The 17,940-nt window shown below is 65.5% G+C and carries 18 protein-coding genes and 1 pseudogene; 9 read left to right on the forward strand and 10 right to left on the reverse strand.

What is annotated here, in order from left to right:
• Positions 1-182 precede the first annotated feature (182 nt).
• From AKN84_RS46590 to AKN84_RS38130, 4 genes are all read right to left on the reverse strand, one after another.
• Positions 183-635, reverse strand: a complete 453-nt coding sequence (locus tag AKN84_RS46590) for a hypothetical protein (protein WP_128971526.1) — start codon at positions 633-635, stop codon at positions 183-185.
• Between the two features lie 108 nt (positions 636-743).
• Positions 744-2,165: an MFS transporter gene (locus AKN84_RS38120; protein ID WP_050425547.1), complete on the reverse strand. Its 1,422-nt coding sequence runs from the start codon at positions 2,163-2,165 to the stop codon at positions 744-746.
• A 165-nt stretch (positions 2,166-2,330) separates the two neighbouring features.
• A complete protein-coding gene (locus AKN84_RS38125; protein WP_050425548.1) occupies positions 2,331-2,684 on the reverse strand; it encodes a PilZ domain-containing protein in 354 nt (117 codons plus the stop codon).
• A 209-nt stretch (positions 2,685-2,893) separates the two neighbouring features.
• The gene (locus AKN84_RS38130; protein ID WP_050425549.1) at positions 2,894-3,850 is read right to left on the reverse strand and encodes an AraC-like ligand-binding domain-containing protein; all 957 of its coding nucleotides are present in this window, start codon (positions 3,848-3,850) and stop codon (positions 2,894-2,896) included.
• 207 nt (positions 3,851-4,057) lie between these two features.
• Here AKN84_RS38130 and AKN84_RS38135 point away from each other — a divergent pair, with 207 nt between their 5' ends.
• Both AKN84_RS38135 and AKN84_RS38140 read left to right on the forward strand, forming a co-directional pair.
• Complete coding sequence (locus AKN84_RS38135) at positions 4,058-5,068, forward strand: carbon-nitrogen hydrolase family protein (RefSeq protein ID WP_050425550.1); 1,011 nt, start codon at positions 4,058-4,060, stop codon at positions 5,066-5,068.
• 30 nt (positions 5,069-5,098) lie between these two features.
• A complete protein-coding gene (locus AKN84_RS38140) occupies positions 5,099-6,151 on the forward strand; it encodes a phenylacetaldoxime dehydratase family protein (protein ID WP_050425551.1) in 1,053 nt (350 codons plus the stop codon).
• Between the two features lie 114 nt (positions 6,152-6,265).
• Here AKN84_RS38140 and AKN84_RS38145 read toward each other — a convergent pair whose 3' ends face one another.
• Entirely contained in the window at positions 6,266-7,117 is an 852-nt protein-coding gene (locus tag AKN84_RS38145) for a LysR family transcriptional regulator (protein WP_050425573.1), read from the reverse strand.
• Positions 7,118-7,220: 103 nt separating this feature from the next.
• Here AKN84_RS38145 and AKN84_RS38150 point away from each other — a divergent pair, with 103 nt between their 5' ends.
• Positions 7,221-8,234: a bile acid:sodium symporter family protein gene (locus AKN84_RS38150; RefSeq protein WP_050425552.1), complete on the forward strand. Its 1,014-nt coding sequence runs from the start codon at positions 7,221-7,223 to the stop codon at positions 8,232-8,234.
• Between the two features lie 162 nt (positions 8,235-8,396).
• Here the strand turns inward: AKN84_RS38150 and AKN84_RS38155 are convergent, their stop codons facing one another.
• The gene (locus AKN84_RS38155; RefSeq protein ID WP_050425553.1) at positions 8,397-9,326 is read right to left on the reverse strand and encodes a glycine/sarcosine/betaine reductase selenoprotein B family protein; all 930 of its coding nucleotides are present in this window, start codon (positions 9,324-9,326) and stop codon (positions 8,397-8,399) included.
• A 91-nt stretch (positions 9,327-9,417) separates the two neighbouring features.
• Here AKN84_RS38155 and AKN84_RS38160 point away from each other — a divergent pair, with 91 nt between their 5' ends.
• The 5 genes from AKN84_RS38160 (at position 9,418) to tsaA (ending at position 13,375) form a co-directional block, all read left to right on the forward strand.
• Positions 9,418-10,536, forward strand: coding sequence for a lytic transglycosylase domain-containing protein (locus AKN84_RS38160; RefSeq protein ID WP_050425554.1), 1,119 nt, complete (start codon positions 9,418-9,420; stop codon positions 10,534-10,536).
• Between the two features lie 208 nt (positions 10,537-10,744).
• Positions 10,745-11,497, forward strand: a complete 753-nt coding sequence (locus AKN84_RS38165; RefSeq protein WP_050425555.1) for an AzlC family ABC transporter permease — start codon at positions 10,745-10,747, stop codon at positions 11,495-11,497.
• Positions 11,494-11,838 carry an AzlD domain-containing protein gene (locus AKN84_RS38170; protein ID WP_050425556.1) on the forward strand — a complete coding sequence of 115 codons (345 nt, stop codon included), beginning with the start codon at positions 11,494-11,496 and terminating at the stop codon, positions 11,836-11,838. The genes AKN84_RS38165 and AKN84_RS38170 overlap by 4 nt, the downstream gene beginning before the upstream one ends.
• Before the next feature lie 61 nt (positions 11,839-11,899).
• Positions 11,900-12,880, forward strand: a complete 981-nt coding sequence (locus AKN84_RS38175) for a Bug family tripartite tricarboxylate transporter substrate binding protein (RefSeq protein WP_244485706.1) — start codon at positions 11,900-11,902, stop codon at positions 12,878-12,880.
• A gap of 3 nt (positions 12,881-12,883) precedes the next feature.
• Complete coding sequence (gene tsaA, locus AKN84_RS38180; protein ID WP_050425557.1) at positions 12,884-13,375, forward strand: tRNA (N6-threonylcarbamoyladenosine(37)-N6)-methyltransferase TrmO; 492 nt, start codon at positions 12,884-12,886, stop codon at positions 13,373-13,375.
• Positions 13,376-13,586: 211 nt separating this feature from the next.
• Here the strand turns inward: tsaA and AKN84_RS38185 are convergent, their stop codons facing one another.
• The 4 genes and pseudogenes from AKN84_RS38185 to AKN84_RS38200 all read right to left on the reverse strand — a co-directional run bounded on the left by AKN84_RS38185 (position 13,587) and on the right by AKN84_RS38200 (position 16,792).
• Positions 13,587-14,009: an HIT family protein gene (locus tag AKN84_RS38185; RefSeq protein ID WP_050425558.1), complete on the reverse strand. Its 423-nt coding sequence runs from the start codon at positions 14,007-14,009 to the stop codon at positions 13,587-13,589.
• 154 nt (positions 14,010-14,163) lie between these two features.
• Positions 14,164-15,413 (reverse strand): annotated as a pseudogene (locus tag AKN84_RS38190) (GNAT family N-acetyltransferase).
• Between the two features lie 155 nt (positions 15,414-15,568).
• A complete protein-coding gene (locus tag AKN84_RS38195) occupies positions 15,569-16,321 on the reverse strand; it encodes a glycerophosphodiester phosphodiesterase (protein WP_050425559.1) in 753 nt (250 codons plus the stop codon).
• Positions 16,322-16,324: 3 nt separating this feature from the next.
• Positions 16,325-16,792, reverse strand: coding sequence for a RidA family protein (locus tag AKN84_RS38200; protein WP_050425560.1), 468 nt, complete (start codon positions 16,790-16,792; stop codon positions 16,325-16,327).
• A 260-nt stretch (positions 16,793-17,052) separates the two neighbouring features.
• Here AKN84_RS38200 and AKN84_RS38205 point away from each other — a divergent pair, with 260 nt between their 5' ends.
• Positions 17,053-17,916 carry a cell envelope integrity EipB family protein gene (locus AKN84_RS38205; protein ID WP_050425561.1) on the forward strand — a complete coding sequence of 288 codons (864 nt, stop codon included), beginning with the start codon at positions 17,053-17,055 and terminating at the stop codon, positions 17,914-17,916.
• The last annotated feature ends 24 nt before the right edge of the window (positions 17,917-17,940 follow it).

Raw genomic sequence — 17,940 nt, forward strand, 5'->3', positions numbered from 1 at the left:
CCCGCCGGGGAGAGGTCGGATTGCGCCTGGCGATGCGAAGCATCGTCCAGTGCAATCCGGGTGAGGGCTTTTGCTCTCTCGATGGACCGCAACCCCTCACCCGATTTGCTGCGCAAATGACCTCTCCCAAGGGAGAGGTGAACTTCCGACGCCGTTCCAGCTCAACCTAATCTCATCAGGCTTTAGCTGAGCCGGGGCTTAAGCTCCCTCATAGTCGGACAGCAACTTTGCAAGCAGTTGAAGTTCGTCAGGGGATTTTTCGGTCGGATCATTGATGACGTTCTGAAGCAAATAGAACTCGGTATCGTTCTTGATCCGCCCTTGCTTGAGGATATTGGCGTAGCTCGCGAGTATCGTTTGCGCAATTCGGAGAGCGTGACGATCCCGCGGCTGATCAGCTCGGCATCCAAATTCGCAACTTCAGCTGGATCAAAAGACGACGAACGTTCCACGCAGTCATTGATCGCTTGACGCAGCCCCTGGAAAGCCATTCGAGGGCTTCTCTTTTCCATGGCCTCCAAGAAAGCCAGAGGCTGCTTCTCCGGCGGCAAAGATTCCGCGAGCATGTATCGTTCAACATAGAACGAAAAGAAATTCTTGAGCTGCGCATACTCGCTTCGATTGAAGTTCTGCATCGCTGCGTACCTGCGGCTCGCTACCAAGCTCGAACCAGCGGGGAAGGGGCTGTTCCGGGGACCGTCGCGCCCCATCGTATTACGGATTGTTGCCCGACGGATCGCGCCTCACTCGCCCTTCAAACGCTGCCCCTCTTGAATCCGCACCCGCTCGGCGCCGCGGCTGCCGGCGGAGGACAGCCGCAGCGTGCTGAGCACGGCGCCCACGACGGCAAAGCCGACGCCGACCATCAGCGAGATCCTGGTGCCGTCGGCAGGATAGCGCGCCAGCAGCATCGCCACCAAAGCGGCGCCGATGGTCTGTCCGAGCAGGCGCGCGGTGCCCAGCATGCCGCTGGCGCCGCCGGAGCGCTCGCGCGGGGCGGCGGCGATCATGGTGCGGTTGTTCGGGGTCTGGAACAGGCCGAAGCCGGCGCCGGCGAGCGCCATGCGCCAGATCACGTCGATCGGCGCCGCATTGGCCGGCATCAGCGCCAGCGAGCCCAGTCCGGTCGCGAAGATCAGCAGGCCGATGCCGCCGAGCAGGCCAGCCGGGTAGCGCTCGACCAGCCACCCCGCGAGCGGCGCTGCGAATGCGACCGCGATCGGCCACGGCGTGATCAGGAGGCCGATCTGCACCGCCGAATATCCGAAATGGTTTTCCAGATAGAACGGCATCGCGACGAAGGCCAGCATCTGGCCGCAGAACGAGGCGATCGAGGTTCCGATCGACAGCGCGAAGATCGGAATCCGCAACAGGTCGACCGGCAGCAGCGGCGAGGGCAGATGCTGCTGGCGCCGGTACAGCAAATGCGAGGCGACCGCGGCGACCGCGAACTCCAATGCGCAGACATACAGCGCCTCGCCGTGGCCTGCACTGTCGATTGCGCTGATGCCGAACCCGAATGCGATGGCGCTCATCGCAGCGCTCTGCCAGTCGAAGGCGTGAACCGCGGGCCTGGTGTGCGGCAGGAACCGCCAGCCCAGCGCCAGCGTGACGATGCCGAGCGGGACGTTGATGGCGAACAGATAGGGCCAGGTTCCGACCGCCAGGATGAACGAGGCAATGGTCGGGCCGACCGCGGCCGAGATCGCGACCACCAGCGCGTTGACGCCGATGCCGCGGCCGAGCTGCGAATGCGGATAGATGAAGCGGACCAGCGCGGTGTTGACGCTGAGGATGCCGGCGGCGCCGAAGCCCTGCAGGATGCGGGCGATCGTCAGCAGCGGCAGCGTGTGCGACAGCGCGCAGAACAGCGATGCCAGCGTGAACAGCAGCAGCCCCGCCAGATAGACGCGACGATAGCCGATGATCTCGCCGAGCGAGGCCAGCGGCAGCAGCGAGATCGTGATCGCCAGCTGATAGCCGTTGACGATCCAGATCGAGAATGCGGGGCTGGCGTTGAGATCCCGGGCGATGGTCGGCAGCGCGACATTGGCGATCGAGCCGTCGACGACGGCCATCACGAGGCCGAGCGCGATCGTGAGAATGGCCCAATTGCGCTGCGGCTGCGGCAGCCCGTCGGGATGCTCAATAATCGCGGACGACATGTCGTGAGGTTGCTCTCGGTTCCAGCTTGGCGGGCTTACCGGATGCTGGATTAACCCCGCCTTTGCAACCCCCGAAATGTCGGCCCCGGGTGCACCGAAACGAGGCCGGAGGAGGCCAAAAAGGGCTCAACCTCGATTGTTAGCCTCGATCGTTAGCCTTGATCGCTAGCCTTGGCCGAGCAGTTCCTTGATGCGCCGCTGCAGCTGCCGCTTCTTGATCTCGCTGCGGCGGACCCGCTCGTCGAGGTCGCTCACTGGCGTATCCGAGGTCATGATCCGGAAGGCGAGGCCGACCTTGTTGGCCTGGCGCCAGATCAGGCGCGCCAGGAACGAGCGGCCTTTGCGCGCAACGCTGAGATTCATCTCTTCGGGCAGCTGTGCGGTATCGCCAAATTCGACACAGGCACCACCTTCGCTGATGTTGCGGACGACGCAATCCATCGTCGAGCCGTGTTCATTGATCTCCGCAACCGCACCGTAAAACACTTTGTCGCGTGGGCTCTGGCGCCGGTCCTGCACGGGAAATCCTCCTCAAATGAACGGCACAACTGTACCGGTCAGGACCTGCGAAATGAAGGGTACGAGCGGAACCCGTTGCAGTTAGTGTAAATTGTTTGCACCTGTGAAGGCCCGGATTCCCGGCTATTTTGCGCCGCAAAGCGCCTCCGGAGCCGTGTTTTGACGGGCTTTCTTAACGCGAACCGTTACCCGCTTCGCTCGAAAACGCTCTAGTTCGGCAGCCGGCTGTGCCGCCACTCGCGCGGCGACAGGCCGTAGTGCTCGCGGAACACGCGACCGAAATGCGAGAGATCGTTAAAGCCCCAGGCGAACGCGACCTCGCTGATGTGGCGATGCGTGTGCGCCGGCGAGGCGAGGTCGCGCCTGCAGCGCTCCAGCCGCTCTGCCAGCACGAAGCGCTGGAATGAGGTGTCCTCGTCGGCGAGCAGGCTGTTGACATAGCGCGGCGAGATGCCGAGCGCTGCTGCGGTTTCGGTGAGGCCAAGCTCAGGGTTCGGCAAATGTGCGAGGATGTGCGCTTTCAGCCGGTAGAGCAGGGCGGAGCGGTGGGTCGAAGCCGGCAGCGCGGCGCCGCCGCTGCGCTCGCTGATCGCCATCGCGAGCAGGTCCGCGGCCTGATCGGCGAGGCGGATCGCGTTGTCCGGATCGAGCCTGTCGGCGATGTCAGCGAGTCCCGAGATGAACTGCCAGGCAAGCCGCTGCACCGGGCGATCGGACGTGAACGTCGTCGCCGTCAGACCGTGGGTGCCGGCAAAGCGCCGGTGCAGCATTGCGCGCGGCACCTGGAAGATGGTCTGCGTGAAGTCGTCGTTGAAGCGCAGCTCATAGGGCCGCGTGGTGTCGTAGAATGCGAACTCGCCGGGCTGGATCACGGTCTCGCGGCCGTCCTGCACCACGCCGCCCGAGCCGCTGCGGCCGAGCGCGAACAGAACGAAGTCCTCGCTGGCGCGCGCGATCCGCGACGGTGTGCGCAGCACGCGCTGCCGGCTCGACGACACGACCGAGCACTTCGCCGGACCCAGCTGCGTGCTGGTGATGGCGCCGCGGAAGGCGGTGCCGAGGTCGGATTTGCAATCCAGCTGCACGAACACGTCGCAGACGATGTCCTGCCAGAGTGCCAGGCGCCGATGCGTGGGCGCGTTGTCCGTGGTGAACAGGGCCGGCATGATTTCCTCCCTTCACGAGTGCAAACGCTGGCCACGCAAACAAGCAAGCTTCGTACCGGGGGCGGCTGGGGGAATCTCCTCCGCAGTCGAATTTTCCTTCCGTCCTGGTCGAACGGCGGTCCCGGTCCCGGGGCAGCATGATGTCAGAGGCCGCTAGGCCCGATCAAGACCGAACCGGCCGGAGCGGCCGGCTGCGAGGAGGACATTATGGGCATCGAACATCCGAAATATCGCGTTGCGGTGGTGCAGGCGGCGCCAGCCTGGCTCGATCTCGACGCGTCTATCGCCAAGTCCATCGCGCTGATCGAGGAGGCCGCCGCCAAGGGGGCAAAGCTGATCGCGTTCCCCGAGGCATTCATCCCCGGCTATCCCTGGTACATCTGGCTGGACTCGCCGGCCTGGGCGATCGGGCGCGGCTTCGTGCAGCGCTATTTCGACAACTCGCTGAGCTATGACAGTCCGCAGGCCGAGCAGTTGCGGCTCGCGGTGAAGAAGGCCGGCATGACCGCGGTGCTCGGCCTGTCCGAGCGCGATGGCGGCAGCCTCTATCTCGCGCAATGGCTGATCGGACCCGACGGCGAGACCATCGCCAAGCGGCGCAAGTTGCGGCCGACCCACGCCGAGCGCACCGTCTATGGCGAGGGCGACGGCAGCGACCTTGCGGTGCATGACCGCCCCGGCATCGGCCGTCTCGGCGCGCTGTGCTGCTGGGAGCATCTGCAGCCGCTGTCGAAATACGCGATGTATGCCCAGAACGAGCAGGTGCATGTCGCGGCCTGGCCGAGCTTCTCGCTGTACGATCCGTTCGCGCCGGCGCTCGGCTGGGAGGTCAACAACGCGGCCTCGCGGGTCTACGCCGTTGAAGGCTCGTGCTTTGTGCTGGCGCCTTGCGCGACGGTCTCGCAGGCCATGGTCGACGAGATGTGCGACCGCGAGGACAAGCACGCGCTGCTGCATGTCGGCGGCGGACACGCCGCGATCTATGGGCCCGACGGCAGTTCGATCGCCGAGAAGCTGCCGCCCGATCAGGAGGGGCTGCTGCTCGCCGATATCGATCTCGGCGCGATCGGAATCGCCAAGAACGCCGCCGATCCGGCCGGGCACTATTCGCGGCCCGATGTCACGCGCCTGCTGTTGAACAAGAAGCCCTCGAAGCGCGTCGAGCATTTCGCGCTGCCGCTCGACAGTTTCGAGGAGGTCGACGCGGCCGCGAGCTGAACGAGCAATAGCCAACCGGAGGCGACTGCCATGGAATCCGCGATTCCCCCTCATTTGCAGACCGCGCGCTCCCGTCATCGCCGCGTGCCTGACGACTATGCGCCGCCTTATCCATCCTTCGTCGCGCGCCACAGGCCCGCGGTCGCGTGCGTGATCATGGCCTATTTCGGCGTGCAGTTTCGCGGCGAGCCGACTGCCGCCGCGACCGGGGCGCTGGCGCAGATCGCAAAGCGCTTTGCCGGCGAGAACGGTCCGACCCATTGGGACCGCGCGCAATATGTCGACCAGGCCGGCTTCAGCAATGTCGTCTCGGTCGCCTATTGGGACGATGCCGGGCGTTTCGACGCCTGGTTCGCCGAGGCGCGCGAAGCCTGGACCGGCGGTGGCGCCAGCGACGGCGTCGGCCGTTTCATCGAGGTGCTGCGGCCGCATGTTGTGCGCTACGAGACGCTGTTCTCCTCGCTCGGACGCCCGGAGGGCGTCGCGGTGCTTGCCGACGGCATGAGCGGCGAGGTGCAAGAGCACGCTTATTGGGGCGGCATGCGCGACCGCATCCCGCTATCGCAGACCGACGCGATGACGCCGGGCGGGGAGCCGCGCGTGATCCGCGACGGCGCACGCATCCGTGTGGTCGCGCATGACAATCTCTGCCTGATCCGCTCCGGCCAGGACTGGAGCGACACCGAGGCGTCGGAGCGCAAGATGTATCTCGACGATGTCGAGCCGGTGCTGCGCGAGGGCATGGATTTCCTGCGCGACGACGGCGTGCCGATCGGCTGCTACGCCAACCGCTACATGCGCGTGGTCGACGCTGACGGAAGGCTAACGGAAAAATCCTACGCCCAGAGCTGGTGGAAGAGCCTCGCGGCGCTGGAGCGCTGGGCGGAATCGCATCCGACCCATGTCAGGATCTTCGGTGCGGCGATGAAGTATCTGTCGACCTTGGGGCCGTCAGCCAAGCTCAGGCTGTATCACGAGGTCACGGTGGCGGCCGCCGACGAACAGTTCTTCGAATATCTCGGCTGCCACGAACGGACCGGCATGCTGAACGCGGTGCAGCTGGCGGCGGCGCAGTCCGCTTGACGTTCGACTTACTGGGATCATTTAAGCGGTCGCCGCGTCGGAAGTGCATTCCCTCCCCCGCAAGCGGGAGAGGTGCAGCGAGTCTGCTGCAGGACTGGATCCACACTGGCGTGCCTAAGGGCGCAACCGGCCGGCATGGGTCGTGATGGCTTGCGCCAGCTCCACGGCCGGGCCGCGCTTGGTCCGCCGTGCGGTGCGGACCACGAATTCGACGCTGCCGAGCGGCGGCAGGCCTGACGGCGGCATCGCTTCAAGTCCATCCGGGATCAGGCCCTGTGCCTGCGGCGTGATGCCGAGACCGGCCAGTGCCGCCGCGCGAAGGCCGCTGAGGCTGCCGCTGGAGCAGACGATGCGCCAGGGTCGTCCGAACCGCTCCATCGCCTCCAGCACGACGCTGCGGCTGACGCTCGGCGGCGCGTAGAGGATGAGGGGTAATGGCTGCTCGGGATCGAGCCGCATGCCCGGTGCGCCGGTCCACACCAGTCGGTCCTGCCACACCAGCTGTCCCGGTGCGTCGCCGGGCCGCCGCTTGCCAAGCACGAGGTCGAGCTCGCCGGCATCGAGCTGCTGGTACAGCACGGCGCTGAGGCCGATCGTCAGCTCGAGATCGACCTGCGGGTGGCGGCGGACGAAGTCGCGCAGCAGATCGGGCAGGCGGGAGCTCGCAAAATCCTCGGCGGCGCCGAACCGGACCTTTCCGCGCACCTGTGAGCCCGCGAAGTAATCGCGGGCGCGCGCGTTGGCCTCGAGGATCGGGCGCGCAAAACCCGTCATCGCCTCGCCGTCGGCGGTGAGCACCACCGAATGGGTGTCGCGCACGAACAGCCGGCGGCCGGCGGCAGCCTCCAGCTTGCGGATGTGCTGGCTGACCGTCGACTGCTTCAGGCCGAGGCGGCGGCCGGCCTCGGTGAAGTTCTGGGTCTGCACCACGGCGAGGAAGGTCTCTAACTGGGCCGGGTCGAGCATGGCAGCGTCCGTCATTACGTAATGTAATGACAATAACAGCGGTAAGCGCGGTTCACAATTTGCAGGAGAGGAGCCACCTTCCGACCAAGGAAAGGAACCTGCCATGATCATCAGCCGCCTGCGCTCATTCGTGCCCGTCGACACCTATATCGCCGCCATCGTCGGCATGGTCGGCCTTGCCACGCTGCTGCCGCTGCACGGGCAGGGCACCGTGATCGGCGGCTATGCCACCGATGCTGCGATCGCGCTGCTGTTCTTCCTCCACGGCGCCCGGCTGTCGACCACGGAGGCACTGGTCGGCGCCCGGCACTGGAAGCTGCATCTGGTGATCTTTCTCTCGACCTTCGGCCTGTTCCCGCTGCTCGGGCTCGCGGCCCATGCGCTGGCGCCGCATCTGCTGACGCCGGCGCTATGGGCGGGCGTGATCCTGATCTGCATCCTGCCGTCGACGGTGCAGTCCTCGGTCGCCTTCACCTCGATCGCGCATGGCAACGTGTCGGCGGCACTGTGCTCGGCGACTGCCTCCAATCTGCTCGGCATCATCGCGACGCCGCTGCTGGCGGGCGTGCTGCTCTCGAGCCATGGCGGGTTCTCCGGCAATGCCGCGCTCGACATCGTCGTGCAATTGTTGCTCCCGTTCGTCGCGGGACAATTGTCGCGGCCGCTGATCGGCGGCTTCGTCGCCAGGCACCATGCGGTGCTCGGCCTGGTCGATCGCGGCTCGATCCTCTTGATCGTCTACACGGCGTTCAGCGATGGCGTCAGCCACGGCATCTGGCATCAGGTCAACGCGACGCAGATGGCTATCGTGCTCGGCCTCGATGCGGTGCTGCTGGCGATCGTGCTGCTGATCACCGGTTTCGGCAGCAAGCTGCTCGGCTTCTCGCGTGCCGACCGCATCGCGATCATGTTCTGCGGATCGAAGAAGAGTCTGGCGAGCGGGTTGCCGATGGCGAGCGTGCTGCTCGCCGGCCAGTCGGTCGGCCTGATCGTGCTGCCGCTGATGCTGTTCCACCAGATCCAGCTGATGACCTGCGCCGCGCTCGCGCGCCGCTATGCGGGTGCCAGCGAAGCGAATTCTCGCGACGCCGTCCCTGCGCTTGTCGAGGCGCACTGAGTGGAGGCATTTGCCTCCGCTGTCGTCCCCCGGCTTGACCGGGGGACCCAGTACGCCGCGGCTTCTCCGTGACTGACCGGTGTCTCTGGAATACTGGATCGCCCGGTCGAGCCGGGCGATGACACCGTTAGTTTGACTAGCGATGGACGCAAACGCCCGGCGCTACGCGACGCGCAGCCCCTTCGCGATTTCCTTCTGCGCGTCGAATTCGCGGCGCAGGCGCGCCAGCTCCTCGGCGCTCAGGGCGTCGGCGTTGCTGTAGTCGCGCTTCCAGGACGCATCCTGGCTCCAGCGTAGCGGCGACTGCACGGTGGTCTGTGGACCGGGCGCGGACTCCAGCACGCGCAGCGCGAGCTCCAGCGTGAGGGCCTGCGAGGCGACATCATCCGGCTTTCCGGCCGAGTTGCCGAGCGGGAAGTCGGAGAACAGGAAGCGCGGCACCGCGGCGTGCTCGACGATATCCTTGGCGCAACCCATCACCACGGTCGGGATGCCGTTGGCTTCGAGATGCCGCGCCACCAGGCTGACGGTCTGGTGGCAGACCGGGCAGTTCGGCACCAGCACCGCGGCGTCGACCTTGTCGTCGCGGCAGCGCTTCAGGATGTCAGGTGCATCGGTCTCGATGGTGACGCGGTGGCTGCGGTTGGTCGGCGCGCCGAAGAAGCGCGGGGCGACTTCGCCGATCGTGCCTTCCGCGGCGAGGCGCTTGAGTTGCGCCAGCGGGAACCAGGTGCCGCTGTCGGTCGCCGTGGTATGCGTACGGTCATAGGCGATGTGCGAAATCCTTAAGTCGTGCTGTTGCGACGTGTCGCCGTCATAGACCGAATAGAATTTTGCTCCGCCATTGTATTTCGCACCGGGACCCTGGTCGCCCCTGGCGGGATCGAACGGCGCCGCCGTCGTGATGAGGGCGACGCGCGACTGGTTCAGCGGCTTCTTCAGGGGCTGGAACGGGGCGGAGGTGTAATGCGCCCAGCGGTAGGCGGTGGTGTAGCCGATCGCCGCATAATAATCGCGGGTCCGCTTCATGTAGCCGATCGGGGCATCGTCGTCGGGGGCAAAGCCGAGTTGATCGTCCGTAGCTGCGGCCATTTTGCGCTCCCTTTTGCGCGCCATCATTTCAGTCCATAGCTAGACCACGAGCTTGCGGTGTCAAGCCGCGTTCCGCGGGAACAGATTTGCCATGCGAACAGGTCTTTGCACCGCATTGGTCCTGCTTGTGATGCTGGTGCCGACGCTCGGCGCCGGCGCGGAGGACGCGCCTGCCGCAGCCCCGGCGACTCCGGCAGGCGCCGAGCAGCCCGCAACGCCCGCTGAGAAACCAGCGGCCGCACCGGCGGAGCCGCCTGCGACGCCCCCGGATACACAGGCCGAGAAACCTGCCGCGCCTGCAGCGGACACCCCCGCGGCGCCTATCGACAAGCCTGCTGCGGCACCGGGCGACACGTCCGGAAAACCTGCGGCCACAGCCGACAAGCCCGCGGATGATGTGCGCGAGAGCGACACCCGCGAGGCGATGTGCCTGATGATCGAGTCGGCGGCGCGGGCGAACGATTTGCCACTCGAGTTCTTCGCGCGCGTGATCTGGCAGGAGAGCCGCTTCCAGGCCGATGCGGTCGGTCCGGTCACCCGCAGCGGCCAGCGCGCGCAGGGCATCGCGCAGTTCATGCCGGGCACCGCCAACGAACGCGGGCTGCTCGATCCCTTCAATCCCGTCCAGGCGCTGCCGAAGTCGGCCGAATTCCTCAGCGAGCTGCGCAACCAGTTCGGCAATCTCGGCCTTGCCGCCGCCGCCTACAATGCCGGCCCGCGCCGGGTGCAGGACTGGCTTGCCGGTTCAGGATACATGCCGCAGGAGACGCGCAATTACGTCTCCGCGATCACCGGCTCCAGCGTCGACGACTGGGCCGCTGCTGCTCGCAACAACGGCAAGATGCCGGAGCGTCCGCCGGCCAAGAGCTGCCGCGAGCTGATGGCGCTGTTGAAGCGCGCGCCCAACCCGTTCGTGGCCGGGCTCGAGCAGCACATCACGCTGTCGGCGGCCAAGGTGTGGGGCGTGCAGCTCGCCGCCGGCTTCAGCCGCGACAAGGCGCTTGCGATGTACGCCCGCGCGATGAAGCGGCTGTCCAACGTGATCGGCGATCAGGACCCGAGCCTGCTCGGCTCGCGGCTGCGCAGCCGCGGCAGCGCGACCTTCTACCAGGTGCGCATCGGTGCCGACACGCGTCCCGAGGCCGACGGCCTGTGCAACCGCATCCGCAAGGCGGGCGGGGCATGCTTCGTGCTGAAGAACCGGGCGTGAGGGGAAGGGTCCAAAACTCACCGCGTCATTGCGAGCGAAGCGAAGCAATCCATCTCTCCACGAGCGGATAGATGGATTGCTTCGTCGCTTCGCTCCTCGCAATGACGGTTGAGGCAGGCTACTGCATACCGGCCCTGTGCCTTCACTTGCTTGACCGTGCGCCCAGCCAGCCCTAAGCCGCGAACATTGCAAAACCATCCGGCTCCCCGTGGCGCTTCCTCCGCTCGATTCTCCGCAATGGCAGACCTCCTTCCGCGCCTTCCTGTGGGGCGCGCGGTCGATCGGTGCGACCGTGCTGACCCTGGTGCTGTTTGCGACCTATCTCGGCATCGGCGCGCTGGCGCATGATAGCGGCTTCTCGCTGGGCTGGACGCTGGCGAGCACGGCGTTCGTCTGGGCGGGGCCCGCGCAGATCATCGTGATCACGACGCTCGGCTCCGGCGCCACCGTGCTGCAATCGGCGATCGCGGTCACCGTCAGCGCGATCAGGCTGTTTCCGATGGTGGTCTCGGTGTTGCCGTTGATGCGCACCGAACAGACCAAGCGGCGGCATCTGATCCTGGTGGCGCATCTCACGGCCGTGACGCTGTGGGTCGAATGCTACCGCTTCCTGCCGCAGGTGCCGCGCAACCGGCGGATTGCCTTCATCCACGGGCTGGGCCTGGGGCTGGTCTCGATCTGCCTGATCGCGAACACGATCGGCTATACGCTCGCGGCCAATCTGACGCCGCTGCTCGCCGCCGGCATGCTGATGCTGACGCCGCTTGCGTTCCTGTTCTCCACTGCGCGCAATTGCCGCGAGCTCGCCGACGTCATCGCGCTGGTGCTCGGGCTGTTGTTGTTCCCGCTGGCGGCGATGCTGAACAGCGGCGTCGACATCCTGGTCAGCGGCGTCGTCGCCGGGACCATCGCCTATGCCGTGCACCGGGCGCGGGCGGGCATCGTGAGGGCGCGCGCATGAGCAGCTTCATCGGCGACTGGCACGCGCTCGCGATCCTGTTCGTGGCCGGCGTCATCCCCAACCAGATCTGGCGCATGCTCGGCCTGTGGTTCGGCGGCGGCATCGACGAGAACTCGGAACTGCTGGTCTGGGTGAGGGCGGTCGCCACCGCGATCCTCGCCGGGATCATCGCGCAGATCGTGGTGCAGCCGCCGGGTGGGCTCGCCAGCGTGCCGGACTGGCTGCGTTACAGTTCGGTTGCGGCAGGCTTTGTGGCGTTCATGCTGGCGCGGAAATCGATCTTCGCCGGCGTGATCATCGGCGAAGTCGTGATGATCGCAGGCAAATACTGGCTCGGCTGATTGCGGCGACCGCATTATCCGCTACTCTCGTTCCCCAAGAACAAGACATCGGGGAAACGGCATGCAGCGGCGCGCATCATCGCTATTCATTATTGCCCTGACGGCGTTGCTGGTGGCGGCGCAGCCGGCGCGTGCCGCGGACTATCCGACGCGTCCGATCAAGCTCGTGGTGCCCTATGCTGCGGGAGGACCGACCGATGTGCTCGGCCGTATCGTCGGCGAATATCTCGGGCGCGATCTCAAGCAGGTGGTCGTGGTCGAGAACAAGGCCGGTGCGCAGGGCGCGATCGGCGCCGAGGCCGTGGCGCGCTCCGATCCCGATGGCTACACGCTGTTCGTGACGGCGGCCTCGATCTTCGTGCTCAATCCGCTGCTCTACAAGAAGCTGCCCTACGATCCGACCAGGGATTTCCGCTTGCTGTCTGTCATCACGGACGCGCCGATGATCATGGAGGTGAATCCCTCGGTGCCGGCAAAGACGATCGCGGAGTTCGTCGCCTACGCCAAGAAGAATCCCGGTAAGCTCAATTTCGGATCGGCCGGCACCGGCGGCACGGTTCATCTCGCCGGCGAGATGTTCAAGCAGATGGCCGGCGTCGAGATGACCCACGTGCCGTACAAGGGCGCCGGACCCGCGCTTCAGGATTTGCTGTCCGGCAACATCCAGCTGATGTTCGACACGCTCGGCACCGCGCTGCCGCCGGTCAAGTCCGGCATGCTGCGCGCGCTCGGCGTCAGTTCGACCGAGCGCATCCCCGATTTGCCCGACTTGCCGACGATTGCGGAGAGCGGCTACCCCGATTATGCCGTCAGCGTCTGGTATGGTATTGCAGCGCCGTCGAAGGTGCCTGACGAGATCGCCGGCAAGATCAAGGCGAGCCTCGACCGGGCCTTGAACGACGAGGCGTTCCGCGCTTCGCTGGTCAAGATCGGTTTCCCGCCGCTGCGCGCGAAGAGCCAGGCCGAGATCGACAAGTTCGTGGATACCGATCGCGCGCGGTGGGCTGATGTGGTCAAGGCGCTGAATCTATCATTGGATTGACACATGGTACGTGAAATGGAATTGCGCCAGGGCGAGGTCGCCGTCGACATGCCGGCGGCGCGCGATGCCGGGCTCGTCTTCATCGGCCGCATCCGCACGCCCTGGACCTCGCGGCTGGCGACGCCGCGGCAGGGGCGGCATGACGGCCCGGTGTGCCGGCTCGAGATTTTCGAGCCCTGGGTCGCCGCGATCAAGGGTGTCGATTTCTACTCGAACCTCGAAGTGCTGTACTGGCTGCACCAGTCGCGTCGCGACATCGTGCTGCAGAGCCCGAAGAACAACGGCAACACCCGCGGCACGTTCTCGCTGCGCTCGCCGGTGCGGCCGAACCCGATCGGCACCTCGATCGTCAAGCTGGTCGGCGTCGAGGGCAACGTCATTCTGGTGCGCGGCCTCGACTGCCTCGACGAGACGCCGCTGATCGACGTCAAGCCCGACCGCTGCGAGTTCACCCCGCTGGCTCCGCCGCAGGCGGGGGATTTCGAGACGGAGTGAGAGCCGCGACGCCGTAGCCCGGATGAAGCGAAGCGAAATCCGGGGCGGTCTTGCCACGCAGCAAAGAGTCCCGGATTGCGCTGCGCTTCATCCGGGCTACGCAGTCTCGTGCTTGTTTATTTCAACGCCTCCGCCGTCATTGCGAGGAGCGGAGCGACGAAGCAATCCATTGCTCCGCATACGCTTCGCTCGCAATGACGAGGAGAGGCCGCTACTTCAGCGCCGCAATCAACTTTGCGGCATGCGCTTCCAGCACCTTGCCGTCTTCCTTGTGGCTCGCGGGCGGCAACAGCGCGACGCCGTTCTTGCGCGGCATCACGTGCATGTGGAGATGGAACACGACCTGGCCGCCGGCGGGCTCATTGAATTGCTGCACGGTGATGCCGTCGGCTTCAAACGCCTTCATACCGGCGGCGGCGATCTTGTGCGCCGCGCGCGCGACATGGGCGTAATCATCAGGCGTGATGTCGAGGATGTTGCGGGCAGGAGCCTTCGGGATGACAAGCGTGTGCCCGGGCGAGCGCGGCATGATGTCGAGGAAGGCGAGCACGTGCTCGTTCTCGTAGACCTTGTAGGACGGAAACTCGCCGCGCAGGATTTTTGCGAAGGGGTTGTTGTTGTCGTAGGCGGGCATGGCGGCGGCTCCTCAATTTTATAGCGCTAGAGCCTATTCCGTTCCGATTGAATCGGAACGGGGCTCTAGACTCTTGTTTTGACGCGTTTTCTTCACGCGAAGCGGTATCCACTTCGCTCGAAAACGCTCTAATGTCTAGGTCGCGGCCGAAACGTCAAGCATCGTCGTCGACGGTCTTCCGGAACGGGCCGGCCTCGGTGAGCTCGCGGCCGACCTCGGCGACATAGTCGCGCTCGCGCTTGAGGTAATCGGCGATCGCCCGGCGCAGCCGGGGTCGGCGATGAAATGCGCCGAGTGGGTGGTCTGCGGCAGGTAGCCGCGCGCCAGCTTGTGCTCGCCCTGCGCGCCGGCCTCGACCACCTTGAGCCCGCGCTGAACCGCGAAATCGATCGCCTGGTAGTAGCAGACCTCGAAATGCAGGAATGGGTGATGCTCGATTGCGCCCCAGTTGCGGCCGAACAGCGTGTCCGAGCCGATGAAGTTGATGGCGCCCGCGATCCAGCGGCCGTTGCGCTTGGCCATGACCAGCAGAACGTCGCGGGCCATGCTCTCGCCGATCAGCGAGAAGAATTCGCGGGTCAGATACGGCCGGCCCCATTTGCGCGAGCCGGTCTCCATGTAGAACTCGAAGAACGCGTCCCACGCATCCTCGGTGATGTCGGAGCCGGTGAGCCAGTGGATTGATATCCCGGCGGCAAGAGCCTCGCGGCGCTCGCGCTTGATGCCCTTGCGGTGGCGTGAATTCAGCGATCCCAGAAAGTCGTCGAAGGTCTTGTAACCTTCATTGTGCCAGTGGAACTGCTGGTCGGTCCGCTGCAGGAAGCCGTGCGCGCCGAGGAACCTGGCCTCGTCCTCGCGGGCGAATGTCACATGCACCGAGGAGGCCTCGGTGGCATTGCAGAGCGCCCGCAGGCCCCGCGCCAGCGCGGAGCCGATCACCTCGCGGTCGACCCCGTCGCGGATCAACAGCCGCGGCCCGGTCGCCGGCGTGAAGGGAACAGAGACCTGCAGCTTCGGATAGTAGCTGCCGCCGGCGCGGTGATAGGCCTCGGCCCAGCCGCGATCGAACACGTATTCGCCCTGCGAGTGCGATTTCAGATAGCAGGGCACGACGCCGACGATCCGGCCATCGAGCTTCGCCACTAGATGCCGCGGCCCCCAGCCGGTCCGCGCACACGCCGAATTGGAAGCTTCCGCGGCAGCGAAAAAGGCGTGGGAAACGAACGGGTTATAGCTCGAACTTGCGGTGGTCTGGCAATCGCCTGCGGCAGCGGGCGAGGCCAGCGTGTCGAGGCTGTGAATGCTGTCCGCATCCGCCTTGGGATTGGCACAGGCGTCCCACTCGGCGGCCGGAATGCCGCCGATGTCAGCCACAGCCTCTAGGGTGATTTCAGAAGACGCCATCGAGAGTGAAGACCGGTGCCTCTTTTGAGCATGATCTTTCCGGAACAGCTGGCTCCACTTCCGGATCATGCTCCGCATTCCGCCATCGTCGATGACGACCAACTCCCGACAACATCGTGCGTCGCAGCGACGAGTTCAAGACTGCCGGTGGCATGTCAGGTTCCCGGCACAAAGCCCTCGAAGATCATCTGGTCGGCGAAACGCGCCGCGCGCTCGCGCTGTTCCGCCGTGCGCACCGTCCAGGCCAGCAACGGGCACCCGAACACGTTGCGGGCGATCCAGGGCGCCGGCGCCGGGAGCTGGTTGACCCAGAAGGCGACGAAATGCGGCTCAGTCCTGAAGCCGTGGCGCAGATACAGCATGCCGTCGCGCTGGGCCGGCGTCAGCTTGGTCCATGAGCTGTCGTCGTAGGTGCGCTGGGCGGTGATGCCGCGCGGCAAATTGGGCATGGTCTCGCGCAGCGCCAGCACCTGGTCGGGATCGAAGGACATGCCGACAACGGGGCCGGAATAGGACGAGAGCACCTCGGCCATCCGGGCTACCAGCTTGCGGTCGCCGTCGAAATGGCTCTTCACCTCGACCACCAGCGGGACGCGGCCGGCGACCAGCGCGCAGAGATCGCCGAGCGTCATCATCCGCTCGGAGGTGTCCTTGAACCTGACCGCCTTCAGCTCGGCTGCCGTCTTGGTCGCCAGCAGGCCCGCCCCCTCGGTAAGCCGGCCGAGCGCATCGTCGTGATGCACCATCGCCTCGCCGTCGGCGGTGAGCTGGATGTCGCACTCGATGGCGAAGTTACCGGCGACCGCGGCGGTGGCCGCGGCCGGCATGTTCTCGATGACACCGCGTGCGGCATCATGCAGGCCGCGATGGGCGACCGGCCGTTTCGTCAGCCAATCAGGGGCGCGCATCGATCAGGCGACTTCGAACACACCTTCGACTTCGACCGCGGCGTCTGCGGGCAGCGAGGCGACACCGACGGTGGTGCGGGCATGGCGGCCCTTGTCGCCGAAGGCTGCGACCATCAGGTCGGAGGCGCCGTTCAGCACCTTCGGGCCGTCGAAGAAATCCGGTGCGGAGTTGATGAAGCCGCCCAATCGCACCACGCGCACGACCTTGTCGAGATCGCCGAGCGCGGCCTTGATCTGCGCCAGCAGGTTGATCGCACAGCCTTGCGCCGCGGCAACGCCTTGTTCCAGCGTGACGCCGGCCCCGAGCTTGCCCTTGGCGATCAGCTTGCCTTCGGCGTTGAAACAGACCTGGCCGGAGATGAACAGCAGGTTTCCGCTGCGGACGAAGGGGACATAGTTCGCGACCGGGGAGGTCGGCTCGGGAAGTGTGATGCCCTGTGACGCCAGTTTCTGTTCGACGGTACCCGCCATCTTTTGTCCCCCAATTGGATTGCACGAAGCCTGAAACGCGGTCAGGGCCAAGTTTGTTTCGATTGTTTCGCGCATCGTGCCGCTGGTTGCAAGCGACGGTCACGTGAGAGCCGGGCGGCCGCGGCGTGCGAAATCGCATGGAAAACTGCCAAAAACGCCGGCTATTTCGCTGCGCACCTTGCCATTTTGTAAAAGTTGCCCCAGTTGCGGCGCAATACCACCGTCATTATTGTGCCGAATCTCTGCCTCGAGGAAAACACATGAACCTTCCGTTTCGGAATCCGTCGCGTGCCCTGGTGCTCACGATCGCCGTTGCCGCAGGGTCCGGTCTGGTTCAAGGCTCCGCTGCTGCGGCAAGCGGGCCGTTTCTCGCGCATCAGGCGCTGTACGATCTGAGCCTCGTGAAATCACGCGGCTCCAATTCGGTCAGCGATGCGCGCGGGCGCATCCTCTACAACTTCTCCGGAAACTCCTGCGAAGGCTACACCTCCGAATTCCGCCAGGTGTCGGAGCTCGACAGCGGCGAGGGCAAGGTGACGCTGTCTGATCTGCGTTCCACGTCCTGGGAGGACGCGTCGGGCAAGAGCTACCGCTTCAAGATCGACACGCGGATGAACGACAGTGACTCGTCGCCGGTCGACGGCATCGCCGAGCGGGTCGGCGATCATATCACCGTGAAGCTGACCCAGCCGGTGAAGAAGACGTTCAATATCGACGGCAAGATCGTGTTCCCGACCGAGCAGATCCAGCACATCATCGCCGCCGCCCGTGACGGCAAGTCGGTGCTCGAACAGACCGTCTATGACGGCTCCGACAATGGCGAGAAGGTCTACAACACGCTGACGGTGATCGGCCGCCCGATTGCGGGCGACCGCGCGCCGTCGTCGCCCGATCCGTCGACGGCGAGCGATGCGATGAAGACCATGACGCGCTGGCCGGTGACGGTGAGCTATTATGACAGCGACGCGCGGGCCAAGGATGGTGAGCAGACGCCGGTCTACGCGATGTCGTTCGAGCTCTACGAAAACGGCGTCTCCCGCGCGCTGGTGCTGGATTACAACGATTTCGTGATCTCCGGCGCGCTGGACAAGTTCGACGTCAGGGATTCCAAGCCCTGCAAGTGAGGGGCTGGCTGTAGCCACGCACTC

It is taken from the genome of Bradyrhizobium tropiciagri, from assembly GCF_001189845.1.
GTDB lineage: Bacteria > Pseudomonadota > Alphaproteobacteria > Rhizobiales > Xanthobacteraceae > Bradyrhizobium > Bradyrhizobium tropiciagri.

Excerpts from the sequence above, each read along its gene's own strand:
- AKN84_RS46590 (WP_128971526.1), bottom strand. The coding sequence starts at position 635 with ATGCAGAACTTCAATCGAAGCGAGTATGCGCAGCTCAAGAATTTCTTT.
- AKN84_RS38120 (WP_050425547.1), bottom strand. The coding sequence starts at position 2,165 with ATGTCGTCCGCGATTATTGAGCATCCCGACGGGCTGCCGCAGCCGCAG.
- AKN84_RS38130 (WP_050425549.1), bottom strand. The coding sequence starts at position 3,850 with ATGCCGGCCCTGTTCACCACGGACAACGCGCCCACGCATCGGCGCCTG.
- AKN84_RS38135 (WP_050425550.1), top strand. The coding sequence starts at position 4,058 with ATGGGCATCGAACATCCGAAATATCGCGTTGCGGTGGTGCAGGCGGCG.
- AKN84_RS38140 (WP_050425551.1), top strand. The coding sequence starts at position 5,099 with ATGGAATCCGCGATTCCCCCTCATTTGCAGACCGCGCGCTCCCGTCAT.
- AKN84_RS38145 (WP_050425573.1), bottom strand. The coding sequence starts at position 7,117 with ATGCTCGACCCGGCCCAGTTAGAGACCTTCCTCGCCGTGGTGCAGACC.
- AKN84_RS38150 (WP_050425552.1), top strand. The coding sequence starts at position 7,221 with ATGATCATCAGCCGCCTGCGCTCATTCGTGCCCGTCGACACCTATATC.
- AKN84_RS38155 (WP_050425553.1), bottom strand. The coding sequence starts at position 9,326 with ATGGCCGCAGCTACGGACGATCAACTCGGCTTTGCCCCCGACGACGAT.
- AKN84_RS38160 (WP_050425554.1), top strand. The coding sequence starts at position 9,418 with ATGCGAACAGGTCTTTGCACCGCATTGGTCCTGCTTGTGATGCTGGTG.
- AKN84_RS38170 (WP_050425556.1), top strand. The coding sequence starts at position 11,494 with ATGAGCAGCTTCATCGGCGACTGGCACGCGCTCGCGATCCTGTTCGTG.
- AKN84_RS38175 (WP_244485706.1), top strand. The coding sequence starts at position 11,900 with ATGCAGCGGCGCGCATCATCGCTATTCATTATTGCCCTGACGGCGTTG.
- tsaA (WP_050425557.1), top strand. The coding sequence starts at position 12,884 with ATGGTACGTGAAATGGAATTGCGCCAGGGCGAGGTCGCCGTCGACATG.
- AKN84_RS38185 (WP_050425558.1), bottom strand. The coding sequence starts at position 14,009 with ATGCCCGCCTACGACAACAACAACCCCTTCGCAAAAATCCTGCGCGGC.
- AKN84_RS38195 (WP_050425559.1), bottom strand. The coding sequence starts at position 16,321 with ATGCGCGCCCCTGATTGGCTGACGAAACGGCCGGTCGCCCATCGCGGC.
- AKN84_RS38200 (WP_050425560.1), bottom strand. The coding sequence starts at position 16,792 with ATGGCGGGTACCGTCGAACAGAAACTGGCGTCACAGGGCATCACACTT.
- AKN84_RS38205 (WP_050425561.1), top strand. The coding sequence starts at position 17,053 with ATGAACCTTCCGTTTCGGAATCCGTCGCGTGCCCTGGTGCTCACGATC.